This is a genomic window from Streptomyces sp. NPDC005791, assembly GCF_042871485.1.
In the GTDB taxonomy this organism is placed as follows: domain Bacteria; phylum Actinomycetota; class Actinomycetes; order Streptomycetales; family Streptomycetaceae; genus Streptomyces.
Genome location: NZ_JBIAIP010000011.1, coordinates 257,281 through 279,232, shown reverse-complemented (window position 1 = coordinate 279,232; position 21,952 = coordinate 257,281). Strand labels below are relative to the sequence as shown.

Sequence of the window (21,952 nt, the reverse complement as noted above, 5' to 3'; positions counted from 1 at the left end):
ATGGACAGGAAGTGGCTGCCGCTGACCATCGTGCTCGGCGCCGCCGGGGTGGCCGTCGTGACGGCGAGCTTCTGGCCTGACGGGGAGAAGCCGCCGCTGCCGCAGACGCTGTGTCATGGGGCGCTCAGCCGGCAGACGGCCGAACTGATCGACGACGGCAAGGGGGGCGAGGTCAGCGCGGAGGAGTGGGAGAGAAAGGGCAAGAGCACCGATCACGCGGTGTTCAAGGGGTGCCAGGTGCTGCGCGCCAACGCGGACAGCGACCACCCCCGAGGGGTCTACACCCTGATCATCGAAGACAACCGGAACGACCCTCACTACAAGCCCAAGAACTCTGTCCCCCTCGGCCCCGGCGTCACCGGCTGGGCGCTTCCCGACAAGGCCGAGGCCAACCTGCCCGCCGGCTGTGCCGCCCGCATGGGCTCGACGGCGCCGAACATCACGGTGGCGCTCATTGCGCCCTCGAAAAAGGGGGAAGAAGAGGAGAAGGACCTCGTCGACCGGGACGACCCCGCGATCCGCAACAATGCGGCCGTGGTGCGGGAGGCCGCCACCAAGCTCGCCAAGAAGTACGGCTGCGCCGCCTGACCGTCGCCTGACCGGTCCGCCCGCCTGCCGCCGCACCTCGCCGCCGCGGCAGGTAGGCCAGGCTCGCGGACGACCCATACCGTTGACCCGATCGTCGGCGCCTGTACTGCCCCTCACGCCACCCGGAAGGCAGCGCCACCTGAAGGCCGGCGGCGACAACGGCACCGGCCCTGCCCCAGAGGGGGTGGACGGCAGTTCGAGCACGTGTCTTTTTATCGGAGCCACTGCTCCACCTCACCCAGGAGTCCTGGTCGAGGCTGAGGGGGTGTGCCCGGTAGGTGGGTGTGCCGCGGGCGCGGAAGCGGATACCAGGCAGAATCCGATTGTGACGCCGGCTCCAAGCACGGGCGATCCGGCGCGGCACCCGGAGCGCGTCCCTCCATTCTCCGCCGCAGCCGAAGCGGGCGGGCCCCGGCGCCGGCGTCTGTGATCAGATCCTTTCCACCCGGATGCGATGGCCCGCCAGGAACTTGTCCATGTCGACGGCACCCGAGGTGAAGACGGTGACCTCGAAGCCGCGCTTCGCAGTCTTGACGGCTACGGCAGCCAGGACTGCGTCGATGGCGTCGTACTTGTGCCCATGCAGCCCAGCGGTCTTCAGCATGCCGCGGGCCAGGGAGATCACCTGATCATCAGTGTGCTCCACATCGATTCGGGACAACGCCCAGTCCCACAGCCCTTGGCGCGCACCCAGCTGAGGGTTCCACGCCTCCAGCGTGGTGAGCGCGCTGGTGACGACAGCGATGTCCAGGCGTGGAGCCGCCTTCACCAAGGCCGTCATCTGACGGTCGCCCTGGACCGTCTTCGACAGCGCTTGGGAGTCGAGGACGAAGGCGCGCCGACGCGCAGAGGGAACACCGGCGCGCTTCGAACGGCTCACGCTGCGGCGCCGGGTGAGCGGTGCTCGTCATGCCAGTCGTCGATGGCCGCGATGCGCTCCAGTGCCGCTCGCTCCTCCTCGGCCGATACAGGACGGAACTCTGTCTCCAGGCGGTCCGTCAACTCCCGGAGCCGGTCCATAGCATCCTGATGCGCCGCGGCTGCCGCGATGTAGGCAGACACCCCCCGGGCATCAACCCGCCCCTTGATCGATTCGACCAGCTCATCCGGCACCGTGATCGTAATCTTCCGAGTCGCCATACTCGGAGTATGCCACGCGGCCCCAGCTATACGCGTGGCGTAACACCAGCCGCGCACGACCCCTTCCTCCCGCCGAAACGGGGGCGCCCCATCGCCTTCCACGGCGGCCGTGGGACCACTGTTAACCCTCCCACGGTCGCGACACCAGAAAAGCCCAGGTCACAGCCGTAGAGGAAACACTGTCGACGCGTGAGAGCCCACGTCCGCCACACCCCGTGAGGCGAACACCTAACGCAAAAACGCCCCGAAAAACACGTTTCCCCAGGTCAGAACGATTCTGCCTGGGGATACTGGGTGGGGCGGGTGGGACTCGAACCCAAACGAGTGACGCCTCTCACCTGCGGAAACGTCACAGAGCCGGACATTCACATCCTGCTGCGTCCCGCTCCGTCCTCCTCGATCCCCGGCGACCGGGGTGCCGTGCGGTACGTACCGCACGGCTACGGGGCGCTCCCGGTGACCGCAGTGGGAGGCGGTCCTCCCGGCGCATCCGCCGCACGGCAGCCGACCGCGCGGCTCAGCCGTCGTGCATGCCGTCGACTTCGTTGCCGCTTATCCCTTGCCCGGCGCAGTCACACTCAGTATCGACCGGGCCCGGGGAGCCGCAGGCGTATCGGTTAGCCTTCCGCCCCAACCTTCGTAGTGGGGCCTGGGGGGTGTTGGGTGGAGTGTTCGCGGGCGTCCGGTGACGTTGACGCCCCGGGCGAGTTCGACGGGTACTCGGGCCTGGGCGGGTGCGCGGTTGACGGTGCGCTGGGTGGGGGGGTTCACCGCTCGGTGGCCGTTTCCGTCCGGTGGGGACCCAGGGGTCGGCGCCGGTGCAGGCGCGGTCGGCCAGGAGGGGACTCCCCGGCGTTCGCAGATCCGGACGATCTTGTGGGTGCGGGCTGCGGTCAGATCGTGGGTGCGGCCCGGCAGGGCGGGTGAGATCCACAGCACCTCGCCGGCCGGGTCCGTGACGACCTGGATGTTCGCCCCGTGTCGGCAGTGCTTGGCCGATTGTCGGCACGGCTGTCGCCGACGCGGTCGCACTCTGCAAGCGTCCCGTCGAGGAGGACGAAGTCGGGGTCATGCTCGCGCAGGGTCTTCAGTAGGACCGGGGCGCGGTCGGCGAGCAGCCGGTGACGGCGGTGACGTAGGCGTGGGCGGTGCCGACGGATATCCCGAAGCCCGCGGCGGTCCGGGCGAGGGGTTTCGTGGTGGCGCAGGTACACGAGCGCGACGAGCGCCCTCTGATGCGGCGGAAGTTCGCACCGTCGGTCACCCTCGCGGGTGACGATGAGCATCATGACCCGCTCGACCAGAGCGTGAGGGAGGTCGAGTGCGGCAGGACAGGGAACCAACAGGACTCCTGTGCCGTGGGGTCGAGACGTAGAACACCTCTCCAACGGCACGGGAGCCCTGTCCGTTGCGGGCCCCGCCTGCACACCAGCTCCGTCACCTGATCGGTGGCCATCCTGAAAGGCTCACTGGCCGGTTTTCACGCACACCGGCCCGTCTTCGCGCTCCGGTCGGTGGTTCCGGCTGATCCCCGTGAGGTAGCCCCCACGACCAGCGACACGTGCTCAGGACGAGTGGGCGGCGCGATGCCGACCGTGTCCGAGCGGTACACAACGGCATCCGCAAGCCGATTCATGAGCGGGATGTACTGGAGACCGACCTCGCGTCACCACGCTCCGCCCGGCTCGGCGACACACACCGACGTTCCCGACGCCCCGGCCGCCGTCGACCGCATCGCCTCCAAACCGTCGACACGGATCACACTCTCGATTCGGCCCCCGTCCTCGCTCAGCATGACGCTCAGCACCGGCACAGCCTCCGCACCCGCCATGCGTACCGTGGTACGCCAGGGAAGACGTGGTCCCTCGACCACCACCTCGCCCGCGTCGCCAGGTCCTGTGGTGTAGGAAATCTCGCTCACGCCCACTCCGGTGACCACGTACTCCACCTCGAAAGACCCAGCCGTGGCGTCCGCAGCCGGCAGGCTGAACGCCTCAGCCCCGCTCACCGCGCCCCGCAGAACCCCGGGGTCCTTCCACCGATCGCTCACCACTTGCATCCTTCCAGAGAGAACTGTTCGAACTGGCCCGTGAGCTTCGGGCTCGACAAGCGTCCAGGCACATCCAAATCGACGTCCCCACCAGACAGCGGCCGATATCCGCGCTCATCGATTCTGCCGTCAATCTGGCCAGAAGATCTGCTGGGCGGCGGTCGGCATCACTGCGGGCTCACCGGCCGAAATGGTCCATCGGTCAGGAATGAAGCGCCTTGTCGGAGTACATAAAGGCCAGTGGGCGCTTGACACCGACTGCCGACATATCCGGGGAGGTACTCAAAGCCTTCACGAGCCGCGTCGGCCACGTGGCAGGGGGGACCGAAGTACAGCTCACCTTTCGGGACACCGTGCTCGACCGTGACCGCTTCCCCTGCCTCGACCGCGATCATGCGGGCTCGAGATTAACGCCACTCACCGGCTCCATCAGCAACAAGGTGGCCGAGATCGGGACGATCAATCCTCTTCAGGCAGCAGGTCGTTGAAGACATCGATCAAGTCCTCCAAGAGATGACCGCGTTGATTCGGTTCCCAATCAGGGCCCGTACCTGACCTCATGAACTCGTCAGACAAATAGTCCAGCACTTCTTGAATTGACTGGCTACTCGGCAGCTTCTTTGCACTGGAAATGGCCAGCATTTTCGGTTGCCCCTCGATGAGGGACATGAAATCACCGAACAGGCGCGTTCCACCGGTGAACCAAGCTGGACGAGCGGCTTCAGCGACTCCGTCATGATGTTCCACAGCTTCTCCATCAATCAATGCATGTCCTTGGGACGCGCTGAACGCTTCCCGGCCCAAGGGCCGCGCGATTTCCCGAAGGTCGTGATCACTCGCCCAAACTCGTTGAGAACGACTGTCGCCCCCCGCCCCTTTCCCTGGAACCGCCACTGCAGACCTCTGTGGTCCACCATGTGAGTGATCTTCTTCGGGTCGCGTACAGCGTCGACCATCTTCTCAAGGTTGACCCCCCGACCGTCATTGCGTCCAATCGCTTGGTGCAGGCCGTGTGGCGTGTAGCCGGTGATCTTGTCCGGTTGGTTCTGATGCACGGCGCAATTCGAGGTCCCGTTACAAGCAGAGGGCCCATCGTTACCTGGAGCGGAGGTGGCGGCGTCTTCGGCCTGCCCCCTGGCCTCGCTCTTGATCTCCTCGCGGGCCTTGCTGCCGGCCGACTGCTTCGGGCTGGCCTTCTTCTGCTGGGCCGGCTTCGCCTTCTGCGACGGCTTGGGCCTGGGCCTCGGCTGGGACTTCGGCTGCGGCCTGGGCTTGGGCTTGGCCTTGCGGGCGGCGGCGCGGGCCGCCTGGGCCTTCTTCGCCGCGGCGCGCTGGGCGCTCTGCTTGGCGCGCGCGGCGGCCTGGCGTGCTGCCGCCCGCTTCGCGGCGGCGCGCTGGGCGGCCCGCTTGGCGGCGGCGCGCTTCGCCGCGGCGGCCTTGCGGGCGGCTTCGCGCTTGGCCTTGGCGGCGGCCTTCTTGCGGGCCGCGGCGATGGCGCGCTTGCGGGCTTCGGCCAGGAGCCTCTTGCGGAGGGCCTCGGCCGCCTTGCGGGCGGCGATCTGGGCGGCCCGGCGGGCGGCGGCGCGGATGGCCGCCTGGATCGCGATACGGGCCGCGATACCGATCAGGATGGGGAAGAAGAGGCCTTCAGGGTCGGAGAAGGTGGCGGGTGCGTTGTTGGCGTAGGCGTAGGGGTTGATGGTGGCGGGCTGCTCGTAGTCGACCATGGGGTCGACGGACAGGAAGCGGCCGGTGGCGGGGTCGTAGGGGCGGGCGCCGAGCTGGGTGAGACCGGTGTCCTGGTCTCGGGTGCCGCCGACGAATCCGCGGTGTCCGGGCCAGGTGGACGGGGCCGCGCCGCGGTTCTCGCCGAACGGGGTGAGCAGGCGCCGGGTGACCGGCATACCGACCTCGGTCATGTCGACGGAGGTCTGGGTGGAGCCGTGGTGGTCGGCGAGGAGGACCTCGCGTCCACCGTCGGAGGAGCGGACGGTGGTGGCGCCGTCGGGGTGCGCATAGGAGCGCTGCACCGATTCGGTTCCGTCCGCCTTGACGGTCAGTTCGGTCTCGCCGAGGTAGAGGGTGGTGGCTCCGTCCGCGCCGGTACGCAGGAGACGCTCACCAGAGGCGTCGTAGAAGTAGGAGGTCTTCTTCTCGCCTCCGCCTTCCCTGGGCTCGGTGACGGATTCCAGGTTGCCCTCGACGTCCCAGGCCAGGGACTGGGTGGTGCCGCCGTTCTGGCGGGTGGTGGTGTTGCCGGCCTTGTCGTAGCCGAAGGTGGACCTGGTGGTGCCGTCGATGCCGGTGGAGATGATCTCGTTCAGCCGGTTCGGGCCACCCGCGTCACCGCCGTAGTCGTAGGTGCGGGTGATGTCCTTGGCCGCGTTTCCAGCGGGGTCGTGCTCGACCAGCTTGGTGCGGTTGCCGGACGCGTCGAACTCGTAGGACTGCCAGTACGCCTCGGGCCCGCCGACCGTCTCCTTGCTCGGGCCGTCCGCCGCGCACTTCTCCCGCGCCGTCCAGGCGGAGGTCATGCGGCGCAGCTGGTCGTAGGCGAAGCACTGGGTGTCGGTGCCGGTCTGCCCGTCGGGCATCCCCTCACCGGGGGTGCGGGAGATGCCGGTGACGTTGCCCGCGTCGTCGTACGAGTAGGCGGTGTCGTCGATCCGGCCGGGCTGGACGGAACGGTCGTGGACGACGCGGTCGGTCCTGCGGGTGAAGTCGTTGTAGAAGTAGGTGGAGAAGAGCTTCTTGCCGGCGGGCCCGGCCTCGGAGCGGAGGATCTCTCCGTACTTGGAGTACGTGACGTCGGTGACGTAGTTGGCGGCACCGGAGATGGAGATGGGCAGGTCGTCACCGTTGTACCGGAAGACCAGGCGTTCCTTGGCCATCGGCCCGACCTTGGGCAGCTCGACCCAGGACAGGTTGCCCGTGGACGTGTAGGCGTAGGTGTAGGTGTACTCGCCGGAGGTCTTTCCGGCGGCCGCCGGAATGGTGGTCCTGGTGGTACGCGGCCGGTAGTTGGCGTCGTACTCCGTCACCTCGTCGCGGTAGGCGTTGCCGTCCTTGTCGTAGCGGATGGAGGCGACGGGCAGACCCTTGCCGAGGCTGTCGTAGGTCCACTCGACCCGCTTGGGGCCGCTCGCGGAGTCCTCGCGCAGGCTGGTGGGGCGGCCGGCCTTGTCGAAGGTGGTGACCAGCTTGTTGCCGCGGGCGTCTACGACGGTGGTGAGGTTGTCGCCCCGGTCGTACTCGAAGCGTGTGGTGCCGCCGTCGGGATCGGTTGCCGAGGTCTGCCGGCCCCGGGCGTCGTAGGTGAAGGTGTGCTCACCGCCGCCGGGCTCGGTGACCTTGGTCAGCTGGTCCTGGTCGTCGTAGCCGTAAGTGGTGTCGTGCCAGGCGGACCGGTCGGCCTTGGTGTACTCGCGCAGCTTGGTGTCGCGGCCGTCGGTGTCCTGGTAGGTGGTGGTCACCGTCTCCCCCTTGGGCGGGGTGACGGTGACGGCGTCGCCGTCCTTGACAGTGGTGCTGCGGAACTTCTCGTCGCCGTAGTGGTAGGTGACCTCGGCGGTCTCCTCACCGAGGCCGTCGGAGACGACACGGGTCTGCGAGGGCACCACGTTGTCGCCGACGGTCAGCAGGCTGGGGGCCACGTTCTGGTCGTTGTAGTAGCCGTCGTTGCTCTTGTACGTACGGCCCACGCTGTCGTAGAAGGTGTCGCTCACGATGCGGCCCTCGCCGCCGACCGCGGCGTCCTGCGTCTGGCGGGTTCGCAGCAGACCGTCGAGGATCTCGTAGCTCGTGGCGTACGAACCGTCGTCCTTCAGGGTCCTGTTGGTGACGATCGTCGGGCCGTCGCGCCGGACGGTGTAGTCGTACTCGGCGGACGGGGACTGGGTGGCTTGGTCCCGGTCGATGTCCCAGACCTTCAGCAGGCGCCCGAGCGGGTCGTAGCGCATGTCGACGCGCTTGCCGTTGGCGTCGGTCTCCGCGGTGGGCAGGCCCCGGTGGTCGAACTCAGTGGTCTCGGTGTGGCCGAGCGGGTCGGTGTCGACCTGCTTGGTGGGGACGGCGCCGGTGGCCGGGGTGAAGGCGATCCGGGTCTCATCGCCCTCGACGTCGAAGGTCTTGATCTCCCGGCCGTGGATGTCGTACTCGGTCCGGTCGACCGTGATGTGCCCGTCGCCCGCCGCGTTGAGCTCCTGGACCTCGGTGACCAGGCCCCGGGTCGGAGCGGCCTTGTACGCGCCGCCGTCGTAGAGGGACCGCGTGTCGTCGATGACCTTCTCTCCGGGGGCACCGCACGCTCCGGTGGTGGTGACCTCGCGGGACTCGGTGTCGAGGATGTGCTGTGCGGTGTTGCGGGCGTACTCGATCCGGGTGCACACCTTCTTGCCCGACCCGGTGGTCTCCTCGACCTCGGTGGGCAGTCCGTCGCTGTCGTACGTGGTGGTCTCCGAGCTGCGCCGCCAGGTGGAGTCCTTGACGTGTTCACGGGTTTCGGACTTGACCGGGGACACCATGTACGCCTGGAGCGGGGTGGTGCCGGTGCGCTTGCGCTCGGCGGTCTTCACCGCGGAGGGCGTCAGCTTGGTGGCCGCGGCGATCGCTCCGCCGTCGGAGGCGTAGGTGATCTCCTCGCGCAACTGGCCCTGGAACTCCAAGCGGTCGGCGATTTTGCCGCCCTCGGAGTCCTCGACCTCCACCGAGCGGGTGCCCGACGGCAGCTTGTCCCCGTGCATGCCGCGGAAGTAGCGGTTCTCGGTCAGCTGCTTGACGTCGGTGCCGGACCCCAGCCGGGTGCGGACCTTCTCGTAGCCGCGGTACTGCGACCAGGTGCGCCGCTTGGCCTCGGTGTTCTCCGAGTCGTCGTACGCCCAGGCCGCGCCGCCCAGGTACTCGTAGCTCGTCACCTTGGCCACGGCGTCGGTGACGTTGTCCTCCTCGCGGACCTGCGTGACCACGTACTTGTGGAAGTAGTCGGTGATCGGTTCCAGGGCGCCCTTCGGCGTCCAGTTCTGCGGGTAGCAGCGCAGCGTGTTGGTGTGCGGGGCGGTGGGCATCGTGCCGCCGCGCTTGCACTCCTGCGGGGAGTAGGTGACGCCGATCGTGCCGCCGTTCTCGGTGTCCACGGCGTGGATCCGGTAGCGGGAGAAGGGCTCCAGGCCCTCGAAGCCGTCGACCCGGTTGTCCATCTGCTCACCGCGGAAGGTGACCTTCGGCATGGTCGCGGTGGTGCCGTCCTGGCCGTGGCCGGTGCGCTCGATGGACTTCAGCCACAGGGCGGGCGAGGTGCCGTCCCCCGTGGCGGGGAAGTTCTGGTCCAGGGTGAAAGAGTCGACGTTTTTGAAGCCGGCGTTGTTGACCTGGGTGGTGATCTTCGTGAGGCGCTTGGTGGACCAGAACGTCGGGGAGTTCTTGTCCTTGCACTGTTCACCGGCGTTGCACTGCTGATCGATGGGGGTGTCCGGCCAGTGCTTGGCGTTGGCCAAGGTCCGGTCGGCCTCCGCGCAGGTGAAGTCCGAGCCGGATATGCACCGCTCGGCCACAGTGAACGCGATGCGCGCGGCGGCGTTCTGGGTGAACAGCTTGTCGGCGCGCTGCCCGTAGTCGATGTTCTTCAGGTACGCGCCGCGGTCGTACTTCACGCCGGCGGGCTTGTTGTTCTTGCCGTAGTGGTTGGACTCCTTGGCCCACCACAGGGACATGGCGTCGCCGCGCGGGTCGACGACGTAGTCGAGCATCCAGCGCCAGCCCTGGTCGCAGAACGAGTCGGCGAACGCGGAGGCGTGACACGGCTCGTCCGCGTGGTTGCCGGCGACCGGGACGGTCAGGGCGGAGTTGGTGCGCTGGGCCGCGGCACCGGGCAGCTTGTTGAGGCCGAAGTGGTACTGCGTGCCGTCCGTGGTGGTCAGGACCCAGAACTCGCCGCCCTGCGCACCGTTGTCCGCGCCGGTCCTGCGCTCCAGCTTGGAGCCGTCGTCGTCCGCCGGCCGCCAGGTGCCGCTCGCGTCATCCTTGACCAGCTCGGTCGAGGACCCGTCCAGGGACATCACCATCTGGTCTGACCCGAAACACAGGTCCCCGGTCTTGCCCGCCTGGCCCGGGTTGTTGGCACCGGTGCCCTGGTCGTCCGTGCAGGAGCGGTACTTGCGCTCGATGAAGCCGGGTTCGTAGTCCCAGCCCTCCGCGATCCACGAGGACTGCGCGTTCGTCGAGGCGGTACGCCCGTCGATGGCCTGCGAGGAGTAGCCCAGCGCGACCTCCGGCTCCGGCCCGCCCGGGACCTCCGGCGCGTCCACGGGATACGTCCACGAGAAGCCGCCCGATGAGGAGCCGCCCATCCAGGAACCGGAAGGGGACAGCGACGTGGCGGAGTAGTCGCCGCCCGATCCCGCCGCCTGCGCCACTGCGGCCAGGGTGAGTGGCTGGACCTGGCCCGCACGGGCCTCGGGGAGATCGATCTCGCCGGTCAGCCGACGCGTCGAGGAGTCGTTGTGCCGGGTGACGGACTTCCCGGTGGCGGTGTCGATCAGTTCTAGGCGGGATCCCCAGTTCGCGCCGAAACTGCCCTCGTAATCCCGGTAATCGAAAGCGACTTGGGCCTTGCCCGAGAGTGTGACGCCCGCTGCGGATCTGGCTGTGCTCGCCGCCGGCGAAACGGTGGGAGTCACGGTGAACAGGACTCCGTTGATGCCCGCCTCTTCCGCGGCCTTCCGGTCCTTGACCTCGATTTCCACGAGACCGGCTTCGGCGCTGTCCTCGGTCCGGGCGCCACTCGCCTGATGCAGCGTTACCGGCCCCGTGCCGGTGGAGGCCGTCCCGGCCTTGGCCGGGGCCGCGGCGATCCGTGCGGTCCGCTTACCGGTCGGCCAGCTCGTCCCGGGTGCCTTCCAGTTGCGATTCGCGCCGCTGGAACGTTCCTGCTTCCGCGGCGCGAAGTCCTCGCCGGGTATGGACTTCTCGTGCCGCACGCCCGGCGGTTCGGACTTCTGCTCCGCGGCCTGAGCGACGTTCATGCCTGGGATCAGGGACACCATGAGCGCCACCATGCACACGATGGCGATGGTGACCAGGACTTGGGCCAGGTACCGGATTTTGGGCAGCGTGGTGTCCACGTACACGAGAGGAGTCCTCACAAGATCGCCGAGAGGCGCACAATGTAAAGTTAAAGTGAAGGTAAAGTCAATCCTTGACCTTCTCCTCCACATGACGGTCACTGGCATTGCGCGATCTTTCGCCCGGAAAGACGTGATCCGCGACCGGAGGGGCCATTCGGAGCGCCGCAGCGCACAGACGCAGATGCAGATGCAGGCCAAGACGCCACCCCTGTGCGGATATGGCCTCACCGACTTCTCGACAGGAAACAGTCAACAAATGTCGTACATACCGGGAAGGTTGAGACGGCGGCGCACCAGCGTGCTACTCGCCGGACTTCTCACCGCCACCTGCCTCGCAGGCGCAGTCCCCGCCCACGCCGCACCGGCACAGCCGACGAACGCCCCTCATGACGCGACGGCTCTCATGGCTGCCGAGGCCAAGGCATCGGCACGCGCGACGGCCGAGGGCGAGCCGGTCGAAGTCACCTCCGCCCGTACGGAGACCGGCGAAGTCCACGCCATGCCCGACGGCACCATGCGTCGCACCGAACACACCGCTCCGGTGCGCGTCAAGCGGGCCGGCCAGTGGCAGGCGATCAACACCGACCTGGTCCGCAGCGGTGCCCGGCTCGCCCCCACCGCGGCCCCCGGCGAAGTCACCTTCTCCGCCGGTGGCGACGGGGAGCTGGCCACCTTCACCGACAAGGGGCGCAGCGTCACCCTGAAGTGGCCCGACCCGTTGCCGCAGCCGCAGTTGGACGGCCCCACCGCGACCTACCCGGAGGTCCTTCCCGGCGTCGATCTGGCGGTCTCGGCAAAGCTGGACGGCTTTGGACACGTACTCATCGTGAAGGACGCACAGGCCGCGGCGCAGCCCCGTCTGAAGACCATCACCTACGGCCTCGAAGCGGACGGGCTGCGGGTCGAGAAGGACGAGGCGTCCGACACCCTTCGCGCCGTCACCCCGCAGGGCCAGGAGATCTTCTCCACCTCGACGCCGCGCATGTGGGACTCCTCGACCACCGGCACGGCCCGCCGCGCCGCCCTCGCCCAGGAGTCCGACCCCGGCGTCCAGACCGCCGACCTGCCGCTGACCCTCTCGCCCGACGCCCTGACACTGACGCCCGACCAGGAGCTGCTCAACGGCGAGGCCACCACCTACCCGGTCTACCTCGACCCGAACTTCAACGGCGCGAAGCAGGCGTGGACCATCGCCTACTCCCGCTACCCCTCCACCTCCTACTGGAACGGCGCCAACTGGAACGGCAGTTACAAGGACCAGCCGCGCGTCGGCTACGAGAAGGACACCGGCGGCAAGTCCCGCGCCTTCTTCCGCCTCAACTCCAAGGGTCTGGGCGGGGTCCAGGTCCTCTCCGCCCAGTTCCAGATCACCAACACGTACTCCTGGTCCTGCTCCGGGCGCAGCACCGAACTGTGGCTGACCGGCGGCATTTCGAACCAGACCACCTGGAGCAAGCAGCCTTCCTGGTCCACCAAACTGCAGACCAAGTCCTTCGCCTACGGCTACGACTCAAGCTGCGACGCCCGCGCGGTCGACTTCGACGCGAAGGTCGCCGCCGAGCGCGCCGCCGCGGGAAACTGGGCGAACATCACGGTCGGACTGCGCTCCACCTCGGAGACGGACACCTACACCTGGAAGCGGTTCAACAACAACCCGAAGATCATCATCAGCTACAACCGCAAGCCCAACACGCCTTCCAGCCTGCAGACTTCGCCCTCCACCAGCACGAGTACGGCCTGCAACGTCGCTCCCTACGTCACCCTGGGCAACACGGACGTGACCCTCAGGGCGAAGATCTCCGACCCGGACGGAGGCACCGTCAAGGCGCGCTTCCACCTGTGGCCCACCGGCAAGCACCCCAACGACGCGGCGGACGGGGTCCTGATCATCAACCGCGACGTCCAGGTCACCTCCGGCAGCATGGCCTCCACCGTGGTCTCCAAGAACGACCTCAAGCGCTACGAGGGCTTCGGGTCCGGGGGGCGGTTCTCCTGGAAGGTGTCGGCCCTCGACGCCCACACGTCCTCCGGATACACCCCCACCGGTGGCGGCTGCGCGTTCGGCTTCGACTCCAGCCGTCCCTCGTCCCCGCCAGGCGTGACCTCCACCGAGTTCCCGAACGGTGACGGCGGCACCTGGGGCGCGCCGGCCCGGACCGAAGGATCGTTCACCCTGGCCTCCGGGGGCGTCTCCGACGTCGTGAAGTACAGCTACGGGCTGAACACCAACCCGCCCACCACCGAGGCCGTCCCGTCATCGGCAGGCGGCTCCGTGACGGTCAGGCTCACCCCTACCCACACCGGCCCCCACATCCTGTACGTCGTCAGCCACGACGGGGCCGGCAACAAGTCCGACACCCAGGCCTACCTCTTCTACGCTTCCAGCCCCGGGACCCCCGAGAAGCCGGGTGACCTCAACGGCGACGGCCACCCCGACCTCTACGCCGTGGACTCGACCAGCAACCTGCGCTTCTATCCCGGCAACGGTGAAGGCCGCTTCGGCGCCCGGATGGACGTCTCCACGACCGGACAGTGGGCAGGCTCCCTCATCACCCACCGGGGCGACTGGACGGCGGACGGGTACGAGGACCTGATCACCCGCCAGAGTGACGGCAAACTGTGGCTCTACCCCACCGACGGCCTCGGCCGTGTGGATGAGGAGACCCGCCAGGAGGTCGGCCAGTTCGCCTCTCCGGGCGAGCCCGAGTACATCGACCCCGCCTCCGTCGACCAGCTCGTCTCCCTCGGTGACATGGGCGCCGATCCCGACGCCGCCAAGGTCGACTTCGCCGCCGTGATCGGCGACTCCCTGTGGTACCTGCCCGGCTACACCGGGGGCCACCTCGACTACGGCTACCCCATCGCCGACACCGGCTGGAAGAACATGACCCTGGTCTCCCCCGGCGACCTGGACGGCGACGGCCACCCCGACCTGATTGCCCGCGACACCGTCAGCGGTCAGGTCTGGCTCCACCGGGGCAAGCCCGGCCCGGACGGCGGCACAGACTCGTTCTCCCTCGCCGACCCGGCCACCCGCACCGCCTATGCGACCGGCCTGCCCGCCGCCACCCACCCGCTGATGACTGCGCCCGGAGATGCCAACGGGGACGGCGTCACCGACCTGTGGTCCACCCACCTGGTCACGGGCAACGGCAACCTGATGCTCCACCCCGGCCGGGCAACCGGCGGAGCACAGCCGCCGCTCCTCGTCGGGCCCGGAGGCTGGCACACCATCAGGTCCATCGCCTGACCCTGCCCCGATGACTCCCAGGGCGGTGCGGCCCGAACGCGAAGGAACGGCCCGCGCCGCCCCGGGAGACGGCCGGGCGACGGCAGTGGTCTGGTTGAAATAGCCCCTCAGGCGGCAGGCTTACGCCCGCCGGCCGCCATGAAGAACTCGGTGATCACGGCAATGCTCGGACGCGAGCTCAAGATCGACCAGCATTTGGCGAAGCGCGGCAGCCCCTCGACGGCCGCGGGACCGCACCACGATGCTCTCCCCGGCAATCGCCGTAAAAGGCCACGTCAGACGCATCTGAAGTGTGCTGACATGCTGCGACAGCGGGCCAGTACCGCACGATGCGCGGCTAGTACCGCACGGAAAAAAGCCGCGAAATCTACGTTTCCCCAGGTCAGAACGATTCTGCCTGGGGATGCTGGGTGGGGCGGGTGGGACTCGAACCCACGGCCGACGGATTATGAGTCCGCTGCTCTAACCGGCTGAGCTACCGCCCCGTCTCGGCGTGGCGCGTACAAGTGTGCGCGCCGTCTGCCGCAGCATAGCCGGTCATACGATCTCCTGCTTCGCGTGGTCGGCTTCGCGTGACCATGAAGACTTCGCCCCGTGCCGCCCGGTTCCGAGCGGCACGGAATCACTCCGAAAGAGTCACGTACGGCCACGGAGCACTCCTGCGCGGGCACGCGAAAAAGGGCCCCGAAGGGCCCTCTTCCGTCTCGCTCCCCCGACTGGACTCGAACCAGTAACCCTCCGGTTAACAGCCGAATGCTCTGCCAATTGAGCTACAGGGGATCGCGCTCCCCCGACTGGACTCGAACCAGTAACCTGCCGGTTAACAGCCGGCTGCTCTGCCAATTGAGCTACAGGGGATTGCTGCGTCGCCTCGAACCCTACCTGCCTGGCTGCTGCCGAGCGGCGTGCGTTCGCTGCGACACATACATTAGCGCAAGCAGGGGGGTGCTCCGCCAATCCGTTCCTTCCGGGGTGATCTCGGGTGTCTGCGGGTAGGCGGGCGGGACACGTCCCAGCACACATCGCACGGAGCGAAGGAAGGGTGGCAGCCATGCGGTACCGGCTCACGTTCATCGCCGGAGTGGCCCTCGGTTACGTGCTCGGCACGCGAGCCGGGCGCGAGCGTTACGAGCAGCTGAAGAAGGCCGCGCAGACGCTGGCCGAGAATCCCGCTGTGCGGAACGCGGCGGAGTCCGCCGCGCACGGCAGCCGGGATTTCGCCGGCAAGGCGTACCACTCGGTGAGCGAGAAGGTCGGGGACAAGGTCCCCGTGTCCGTCTCCGAGCGGGTGCGCTCCCTGCGGGAACGCAGCGGCCACAACGGCAGCGACGACTGGGGTACGACGAACACCTGAGGCCCGCTCCCGTACCGGGTGGCACACCGCCCGGTGCGGGAACGGTCCGCGGGTGCGGCAGAATCTAGGCCATGGGCATAGTGGCCGGCTTGGACAGTTCATCCGCCTTCACGCACATCGTCGTCTGCGACACGGACACCGGTGAGGTGCTGCGGCAGGGGTACGCCGCGCATCCCGTCGAGGCCAAGTCCTCCGAGGTGGATCCGCAGGCGTGGCTGCTCTCACTCGGTGAGGCGGCCTCCGGAGGGCTGCTCGAAGGCGTCCAGGCCATCGGCGTGTCCGCGCAGCAGCACGGGCTGGTGCCGCTGGACCGCCAGGGCAATCTCGTACGGCCGGCGCTGCTCGGCAACGACCGGCGGGCTCAGGCCGCCGCGGCCGATCTGGTCGACGGGCTCGGAGGACGGCAGGCCTGGGCCGAGGCCGTCGGCGCCGTTCCGCAGGCCGCGCAGCCCGTGGCGAAGCTGCGCTGGCTGGTGCGGAGCGAGCCGGAGAACGCGCAGCGGGTCGCCGCCGTTCTGCAGCCGCACGACTGGCTGGTGTGGCAGCTCCTCGGCCGGCCGGCCCGCCGGACGACGGACCGCGGTGCCGCGTCCGGCACCGGCTACTGGTCGGCCGGCTCCGAGTCCTACCGGCCCGATCTCGTGGAACTCGCGCTCGGCCATCAGGCCGCGCTGCCCGAGGTCCTCGGCCCGGCGGACTCCGCCGGGATGACCCCGGAGGGGCTGCTGATCTCGGCCGGCACGGGCGAGACGATGGCCGCTGCCTTCGGGCTGGGTGTCGCGGTGGGGGACGCCGTCGTGTCGCTGGGCGCCTCGGGCTCGGTGATGGCCGTGCACCACGAGGCGCTGGCCGACCCTTCGGGAATGATCACTTCTTTCGCCGACGCGACGGGAATGCATCTGCCGGTGGTCCACACCTCGAACGCCGTGCGCGCGCTGCGTGGCACGGCCGAGATGCTGGGGCTGGAAGGGCTGGACGAACTGTCCACGCTGGCGCTGAAGTCGACGCCGGGTGCCTCGGGGCTCGTCCTGCTTCCCTATCTGGAGGGTGAGCGCACCCCGCAACTGCCGCACACCGCGGGGACCCTGAGTGGGCTGCGGCGCGAGTCGATGAAGCCCGAGCATCTGGCGCGGGCCGCCTTCGAGGGGATGCTGTGCTCGCTGGCCGACGCGCTGGACGTACTACGGGGCCGTGGCGTGGAGGTGCGGCGGGTGTTCCTGCTGGGCGCGGCCGCCGAACTGCCCGCCGTGCAGGCCCTGGCACCGGCGGTGTTCGGCACCCAGGTCGTGGTGCCGGAGCCCGCCGAATACGCCGCGCTGGGCGCGGCCCGGCAGGCGGCGTGGGCCCTCGGGGTCTCGCAGGGGAAGCTCGATCCGCGTACCCCACCGGCCTGGCAGGGTGCGGCGGCGCAGGTACTGGAGCCCGGTGAGGAGCTCCCTGTGGGCCGCGCGGTGCGCCAGCAGTACGGGGCGACCCGCGACCAGATCCACCCCGGGGCGTTCGGCGGAACCGCCTGAGCGGCCCTCTTCCGGGATTTGACCGGGGCTTGGGGAAAAGCGTTGGCAGGAGCGGTCCGGAGTACCGGAGTATGGACCGGCCTCTGCCCTTCGCCGACTCCGAGAGACTCGTGTGCTCATAAAACTCCTGCGGACCTACCTGGGTCCGTACAGACGTCCCATCGTGCTGCTGGTACTGCTCCAGCTTCTGCAGACCTGCGCAAGCCTCTATCTGCCCAGCCTCAACGCGGACATCATCGACAACGGTGTCGTGAAGGGTGACACGGGGTACATCCTGGAGTTCGGCGGCGTGATGATCGCCGTCAGCGTCATCCAGATCGTCTGCAACATCGGGGCGGTCTACTACGGTGCCCGCACGGCCTCCGCCGTCGGACGCGACGTACGGGCCTCCGTCTTCGGCCGGGTGCAGTCGTTCTCCGCGCGTGAGGTGGGGCGGTTCGGGGCTCCCTCCCTCATCACCCGTACGACCAATGACGTGCAGCAGGTCCAGATGCTCGTCCTGATGGCGTTCACCCTGATGGTCTCGGCGCCCATCATGTGTGTCGGTGGGGTCATCATGGCGCTCGGCCAGGACGTCCCGTTGTCGGCGGTGCTGCTGGCCGTGCTGCCCGTGCTCGGCATCTCGGTGAGCCTCATCGTGCGCAGGATGCGGCCGCTGTTCCGCACGATGCAGGAGCGGCTGGACACGGTGAACCGTGTGCTGCGTGAGCAGATCACCGGCAACCGCGTCATCCGCGCCTTCATCCGTGACGGCTACGAGGAGGAACGCTTCCGCGGCGCCAACACGGATCTGACGGACGTCGCGGTGTCGACGGGCCGGCTGATGGCCCTGATGTTCCCGACGGTGATGACGGTGGTGAACCTGTCGTCCATCGCCGTGGTCTGGTTCGGTGCGCACCGCATCGACAGCGGCGGGATGCAGATCGGGGCGCTGACCGCGTTCCTCGCGTATCTGATGCAGATCGTCATGTCGGTGATGATGGCCACCTTCATGTTCATCATGGTGCCGCGCGCCGAGGTGTGTGCCGAGCGGATCCAGGAGGTGCTGGAGACCGAGTCGAGCGTGGTGCCGCCCACCGCTCCGGTCACGAAGCTGCTCGAGCACGGGCATCTGGAGGTACGGGGCGCGGAGTTCCGTTTCCCGGGTGCCGAGGAGCCGGTGCTGCGTTCGGTCGATCTCGTGGCGAGGCCCGGGGAGACGACCGCGATCATCGGGTCGACGGGCAGCGGGAAGTCGACGCTGCTCGGTCTCGTCCCACGGCTGTTCGACGCGACGGACGGCGAGGTGCTGGTCGACGGTACGGACGTGCGGAAGCTGGACCCGGTCCTGCTGGCGAAGACCGTGAGCCTGGTCCCCCAGAAGCCGTACCTGTTCTCGGGGACGGTCGCGACGAATCTGCGCTACGGCAATCCGGACGCGACCGACGAGGAGCTGTGGCACGCGCTGGAGGTGGCGCAGGCGAAGGACTTCGTGGAAGGGCTGGAGCACGGTCTCGACGCGCCGATCGCGCAGGGCGGCACCAATGTCTCCGGTGGTCAGCGGCAGCGGCTCGCGATCGCGCGGACGCTCGTGCAGCGGCCGGAGATCTATCTCTTCGACGACTCCTTCTCGGCCTTGGACTATGCGACGGACGCAGCGCTGCGCGGTGCGCTGTCCCGTGAGACGGCGGAGGCGACCGTGGTGATCGTGGCGCAGCGGGTGTCCACGATCCGTGACGCCGACCGGATCCTGGTGCTGGACGAGGGCCGGGTCGTCGGGACGGGCAGCCATCACGAGCTGATGGAAGGCAACGAAACCTACCGGGAGATCGTGCTCTCCCAGCTGACGGAAGCGGAGGCCGCCTGATGGCAGGACCGGGCGGACGGATGATGGCCGGCGGGCCCACCGAGCGGTCCATGGACTTCAAGGGGTCCGGGAAGCGGCTGCTGAGACGGTTCAGCAAGGAGAAGTCCTCGCTGTGGCTGATGCTGGGCGCCGGAACGCTGAGCGTGGCGCTCTCCGTGGCCGGGCCCAAGATCCTCGGCGGGGCCACGGACCTGATCTTCGCGGGTGTCGTCGGACGGCAGATGCCGGACGGCACGACGAAGGAACAGGCCGTCGACGGTCTGCGCGAACAGGGTGACGGCGGGCTCGCCGACATGCTGACCGGGGTGGACTTCGTCCCCGGCGACGGCATCGACTTCGGTGCGGTGGGCCAGGTCCTGCTGGCGGCACTGGTGGTGTACGTCGCGGCGGGGCTGCTGATGCTGGTGTCGACCCGGTTGTCGATCCGGGTGATCAACCGGGTCGTCTTCCAGCTGCGCGAGGACCTGCAGACGAAGCTGTCGCGGCTCCCGCTGTCCTATTTCGACCGGCAGCAGCGTGGCGAGGTGCTGAGCCGGGCCACGAACGACATCGACAACATCTCGCAGACGATGCAGCAGACGATGGGCCAGCTCATCAACTCCCTGCTGACCATCGTCGGCGTGCTGATCATGATGTTCTGGATCTCCCCGCTGCTCGCCCTGGTGGCGCTGATCACGATCCCGTTGTCGGTTCTCGTCGCGGCACGGGTCGGGAAGCGTTCGCAGCCGCACTTCGTGGCGCAGTGGAAGGTGACGGGAAAGCTCAACGCCCACATCGAGGAGATGTACACCGGCCACACCCTGGTGAAGGTCTTCGGGCGTCAGGAGGAGTCCGCGCGGGACTTCGCCGAGCAGAACGAGGCGTTGTACGAGGCGGGCTTCAAGGCCCAGTTCAACAGCGGGATCATGCAGCCGCTGATGATGTTCGTGTCGAACCTGAACTATGTGCTGGTCGCGGTCGTCGGCGGGCTGCGGGTCGCTTCGGGCGCCCTGTCGATCGGTGACGTGCAGGCGTTCATCCAGTACTCGCGGCAGTTCTCGATGCCGCTGACGCAGGTCGCCTCGATGGCGAACCTGGTGCAGTCGGGCATCGCGTCGGCGGAGCGGGTCTTCGGCCTGCTGGACGCCGAGGAGCAGACGCCCGACCCCGACCCGGCCGAGCGGCCCGAGCAGCTGCGTGGCAGCGTCTCGCTGGAGAACGTGTCCTTCCGGTACGACCCGGAGAAGCCGCTCATCGAGGATCTCTCGCTGAGCGTGGAGCCCGGCCACACGGTCGCGATCGTCGGCCCGACGGGGGCCGGCAAGACGACCCTGGTCAACCTGCTGATGCGCTTCTACGAGGTGACGGGCGGCCGGATCACCCTCGACGGGGTCGACGCGGCGAAGATGTCGCGCGACGAACTCCGTTCGGGTATAGGGATGGTGCTCCAGGACACCTGGTTGTTCGGCGGGACGATCGCGGAGAACATCGCCTACGGGTCCTCGCGGGAGGTGACCCGGGAGGAGATCGAGGAGGCGGCGCGGGCGGCCCACGCCGACCGCTTCGTCCGTACGCTGCCCGAGGGGTACGACACGGTGATCGACGACGACGGGGCCGGCGTCAGCGCGGGCGAGAAGCAACTGATCACGATCGCGCGGGCGTTCCTGTCCGATCCGGTGATCCTGGTGCTCGACGAGGCGACCAGCTCGGTGGACACCCGGACCGAGGTGCTGATCCAGAAGGCGATGGCCCGGCTGGCCCACGGCCGTACGAGCTTCGTGATCGCCCACCGGCTCTCCACCATCCGGGACGCGGACGTGATCCTGGTGATGGAGAACGGCTCGATCGTCGAACAGGGCACCCATGACGACCTGTTGGCCACCAAGGGCGCCTACGCACGGTTGTATGCTGCGCAGTTCGCGCAGGCGCTGGCCGAGGTCGACTGACGGATGCGGCCGGCCATGCCGTGACCGCCCGCCGCTCCGCTCAGTCCAGGTAGCCGCGGAGCTGGTCGGCGAAGGCGTGGCCCCGCAGCTTGTCGAGCGTCTTGGCCTCGATCTGGCGGATGCGTTCGCGTGTCACGCCGAAGATCTGGCCGATCTCCTCGAGCGTGCGGGGCCGCCCGTCGTCCAGTCCGTAGCGCAGTTGGACGACCTTCCTCTCCCGTTCGCCGAGGGTGGAGAGCACCGCCTCCAGGTGTTCGCGCAGCAGCAGGAAGGCCGCGGACTCCACGGGCGATGCTGCGTCGCCGTCCTCGATGAGGTCGCCGAAGGCCACGTCGTCCTCCTCGCCTACGGGCGCGTGCAGGGACACGGGCTCCTGGGCGAGGCGCCGCACCTCGACGACCCGGTCGGGCGTCAGGTCCAGCTCGGCCGCGACCTCTTCGGCCGTGGGCTCGTAGCCGCGCTCCTGGAGCATGCGGCGCTGGACGCGTACGACCCGGTTGATCAGCTCGACGACATGCACCGGAACCCTTATGGTCCTGGCCTGGTCTGCGAGTGCACGGGACATCGCCTGGCGGATCCACCAGGTCGCGTACGTGGAGAATTTGTAGCCCCGGGCGTAGTCGAACTTCTCGACCGCCCTGATCAGGCCGAGGTTGCCCTCCTGGACCAGGTCCAGCATGGTCAGGCCGCGGCCCACGTAGCGCTTGGCCACGGAGACCACGAGGCGGAGGTTGGCCTCGATGAGCCGGCGTTTCGCCATCCGCCCCATGACCACGAGCCGGTCCAGGTCGACGGCGAGCCGGGAGTCGGGGTCGGGGGTGCCGGCGAGCCGTTCCTCGGCGAAGAGTCCCGCCTCGACGCGGCGGGCGAGGTCCACCTCCTCGGCGGCGCTGAGCAGCGGGATCCGCCCGATCTCGCGTAAGTACTGGCGGAAGAGGTCGGACGTCGGGCCGCCCGCCTCCGGTCGGCTGCGCGGCTCCGGGGTCTCCACCGGCTCCTCCAGCACCGGTTCCGGCGTGCTCGCCGCCTCCGGGTGACGTGTGACCCGGTTCTGCGCGGGGATCGCCGGGACATGCTCGGTCGTGGGCGGCACGGTCCGGGTCTGCACGGGTGCGACCTCCAGGTGATCGCTGCCGGATCGCGGGATGGAGGTCCGCCCGG

The 21,952-nt window shown here is 68.5% G+C and carries 14 protein-coding genes and 3 tRNA genes; 6 read left to right on the top strand and 11 right to left on the bottom strand.

All coding sequences use genetic code 11. From position 1 onward, the window contains the following. Entirely contained in the window at window positions 1-588 is a 588-nt protein-coding gene (locus ACFYSH_RS22895; RefSeq protein ID WP_388754794.1) for a hypothetical protein, read from the top strand. A 430-nt stretch (window positions 589-1,018) separates the two neighbouring features. Here ACFYSH_RS22895 and ACFYSH_RS22890 read toward each other — a convergent pair whose 3' ends face one another. From ACFYSH_RS22890 to ACFYSH_RS22860, 7 genes are all read right to left on the bottom strand, one after another. Beyond that, a complete protein-coding gene (locus ACFYSH_RS22890; protein ID WP_359472583.1) occupies window positions 1,019-1,468 on the bottom strand; it encodes a hypothetical protein in 450 nt (149 codons plus the stop codon). Beyond that, window positions 1,465-1,728 carry a hypothetical protein gene (locus ACFYSH_RS22885; RefSeq protein ID WP_359472581.1) on the bottom strand — a complete coding sequence of 88 codons (264 nt, stop codon included), beginning with the start codon at window positions 1,726-1,728 and terminating at the stop codon, window positions 1,465-1,467. The genes ACFYSH_RS22890 and ACFYSH_RS22885 overlap by 4 nt, the downstream gene beginning before the upstream one ends. A 552-nt stretch (window positions 1,729-2,280) precedes the next feature. Next, window positions 2,281-2,667: a hypothetical protein gene (locus ACFYSH_RS22880; RefSeq protein WP_388754806.1), complete on the bottom strand. Its 387-nt coding sequence runs from the start codon at window positions 2,665-2,667 to the stop codon at window positions 2,281-2,283. A gap of 148 nt (window positions 2,668-2,815) precedes the next feature. Continuing rightward, on the bottom strand, window positions 2,816-2,992 hold the full coding sequence (locus ACFYSH_RS22875; RefSeq protein WP_388754790.1) for a hypothetical protein: 177 nt from the start codon (window positions 2,990-2,992) through the stop codon (window positions 2,816-2,818). 402 nt (window positions 2,993-3,394) lie between these two features. Next, a complete protein-coding gene (locus ACFYSH_RS22870; RefSeq protein WP_359472579.1) occupies window positions 3,395-3,778 on the bottom strand; it encodes a hypothetical protein in 384 nt (127 codons plus the stop codon). 459 nt (window positions 3,779-4,237) lie between these two features. Next, window positions 4,238-4,525: a hypothetical protein gene (locus ACFYSH_RS22865; protein ID WP_388754787.1), complete on the bottom strand. Its 288-nt coding sequence runs from the start codon at window positions 4,523-4,525 to the stop codon at window positions 4,238-4,240. Window positions 4,526-4,539: 14 nt separating this feature from the next. Beyond that, a complete protein-coding gene (locus tag ACFYSH_RS22860) occupies window positions 4,540-10,902 on the bottom strand; it encodes an RHS repeat domain-containing protein (RefSeq protein ID WP_388754784.1) in 6,363 nt (2,120 codons plus the stop codon). A gap of 253 nt (window positions 10,903-11,155) precedes the next feature. Between ACFYSH_RS22860 and ACFYSH_RS22855 the strand changes: the two genes are divergently transcribed. Continuing rightward, the gene (locus ACFYSH_RS22855; protein ID WP_359472573.1) at window positions 11,156-14,149 is read left to right on the top strand and encodes a VCBS repeat-containing protein; all 2,994 of its coding nucleotides are present in this window, start codon (window positions 11,156-11,158) and stop codon (window positions 14,147-14,149) included. A 411-nt stretch (window positions 14,150-14,560) separates the two neighbouring features. Here ACFYSH_RS22855 and ACFYSH_RS22850 read toward each other — a convergent pair. The 3 genes from ACFYSH_RS22850 to ACFYSH_RS22840 form a co-directional block, all read right to left on the bottom strand. Next, window positions 14,561-14,634, bottom strand: a tRNA-Ile gene (locus ACFYSH_RS22850). 222 nt (window positions 14,635-14,856) lie between these two features. Next, window positions 14,857-14,929 (bottom strand) — tRNA-Asn (locus tag ACFYSH_RS22845). A gap of 5 nt (window positions 14,930-14,934) precedes the next feature. Further along, a tRNA-Asn gene (locus ACFYSH_RS22840) sits at window positions 14,935-15,007 on the bottom strand. Window positions 15,008-15,200: 193 nt separating this feature from the next. Here ACFYSH_RS22840 and ACFYSH_RS22835 point away from each other — a divergent pair. From ACFYSH_RS22835 to ACFYSH_RS22820, 4 genes are all read left to right on the top strand, one after another. After that, window positions 15,201-15,503, top strand: a complete 303-nt coding sequence (locus ACFYSH_RS22835) for a YtxH domain-containing protein (RefSeq protein WP_359472562.1) — start codon at window positions 15,201-15,203, stop codon at window positions 15,501-15,503. Window positions 15,504-15,574: 71 nt separating this feature from the next. Further along, window positions 15,575-17,020 carry an FGGY family carbohydrate kinase gene (locus ACFYSH_RS22830; protein ID WP_359472560.1) on the top strand — a complete coding sequence of 482 codons (1,446 nt, stop codon included), beginning with the start codon at window positions 15,575-15,577 and terminating at the stop codon, window positions 17,018-17,020. A gap of 112 nt (window positions 17,021-17,132) precedes the next feature. Continuing rightward, complete coding sequence (locus ACFYSH_RS22825) at window positions 17,133-18,866, top strand: ABC transporter ATP-binding protein (RefSeq protein ID WP_359472558.1); 1,734 nt, start codon at window positions 17,133-17,135, stop codon at window positions 18,864-18,866. Then, complete coding sequence (locus ACFYSH_RS22820) at window positions 18,866-20,791, top strand: ABC transporter ATP-binding protein (RefSeq protein WP_388754779.1); 1,926 nt, start codon at window positions 18,866-18,868, stop codon at window positions 20,789-20,791. Before ACFYSH_RS22825 ends, ACFYSH_RS22820 begins: the two co-directional genes overlap by 1 nt. 40 nt (window positions 20,792-20,831) lie before the next feature. On the opposite strand, the gene ACFYSH_RS22815 is transcribed toward ACFYSH_RS22820, so the two are convergent. Next, complete coding sequence (locus tag ACFYSH_RS22815) at window positions 20,832-21,899, bottom strand: RNA polymerase sigma factor (RefSeq protein ID WP_388754776.1); 1,068 nt, start codon at window positions 21,897-21,899, stop codon at window positions 20,832-20,834. Window positions 21,900-21,952 lie beyond the last annotated feature (53 nt).

Excerpts from the sequence above, each read along its gene's own strand:
- ACFYSH_RS22895 (WP_388754794.1), top strand. The coding sequence starts at position 1 with ATGGACAGGAAGTGGCTGCCGCTGACCATCGTGCTCGGCGCCGCCGGG.
- ACFYSH_RS22885 (WP_359472581.1), bottom strand. The coding sequence starts at position 1,728 with ATGGCGACTCGGAAGATTACGATCACGGTGCCGGATGAGCTGGTCGAA.
- ACFYSH_RS22855 (WP_359472573.1), top strand. The coding sequence starts at position 11,156 with ATGTCGTACATACCGGGAAGGTTGAGACGGCGGCGCACCAGCGTGCTA.
- ACFYSH_RS22835 (WP_359472562.1), top strand. The coding sequence starts at position 15,201 with ATGCGGTACCGGCTCACGTTCATCGCCGGAGTGGCCCTCGGTTACGTG.
- ACFYSH_RS22830 (WP_359472560.1), top strand. The coding sequence starts at position 15,575 with ATGGGCATAGTGGCCGGCTTGGACAGTTCATCCGCCTTCACGCACATC.
- ACFYSH_RS22820 (WP_388754779.1), top strand. The coding sequence starts at position 18,866 with ATGGCAGGACCGGGCGGACGGATGATGGCCGGCGGGCCCACCGAGCGG.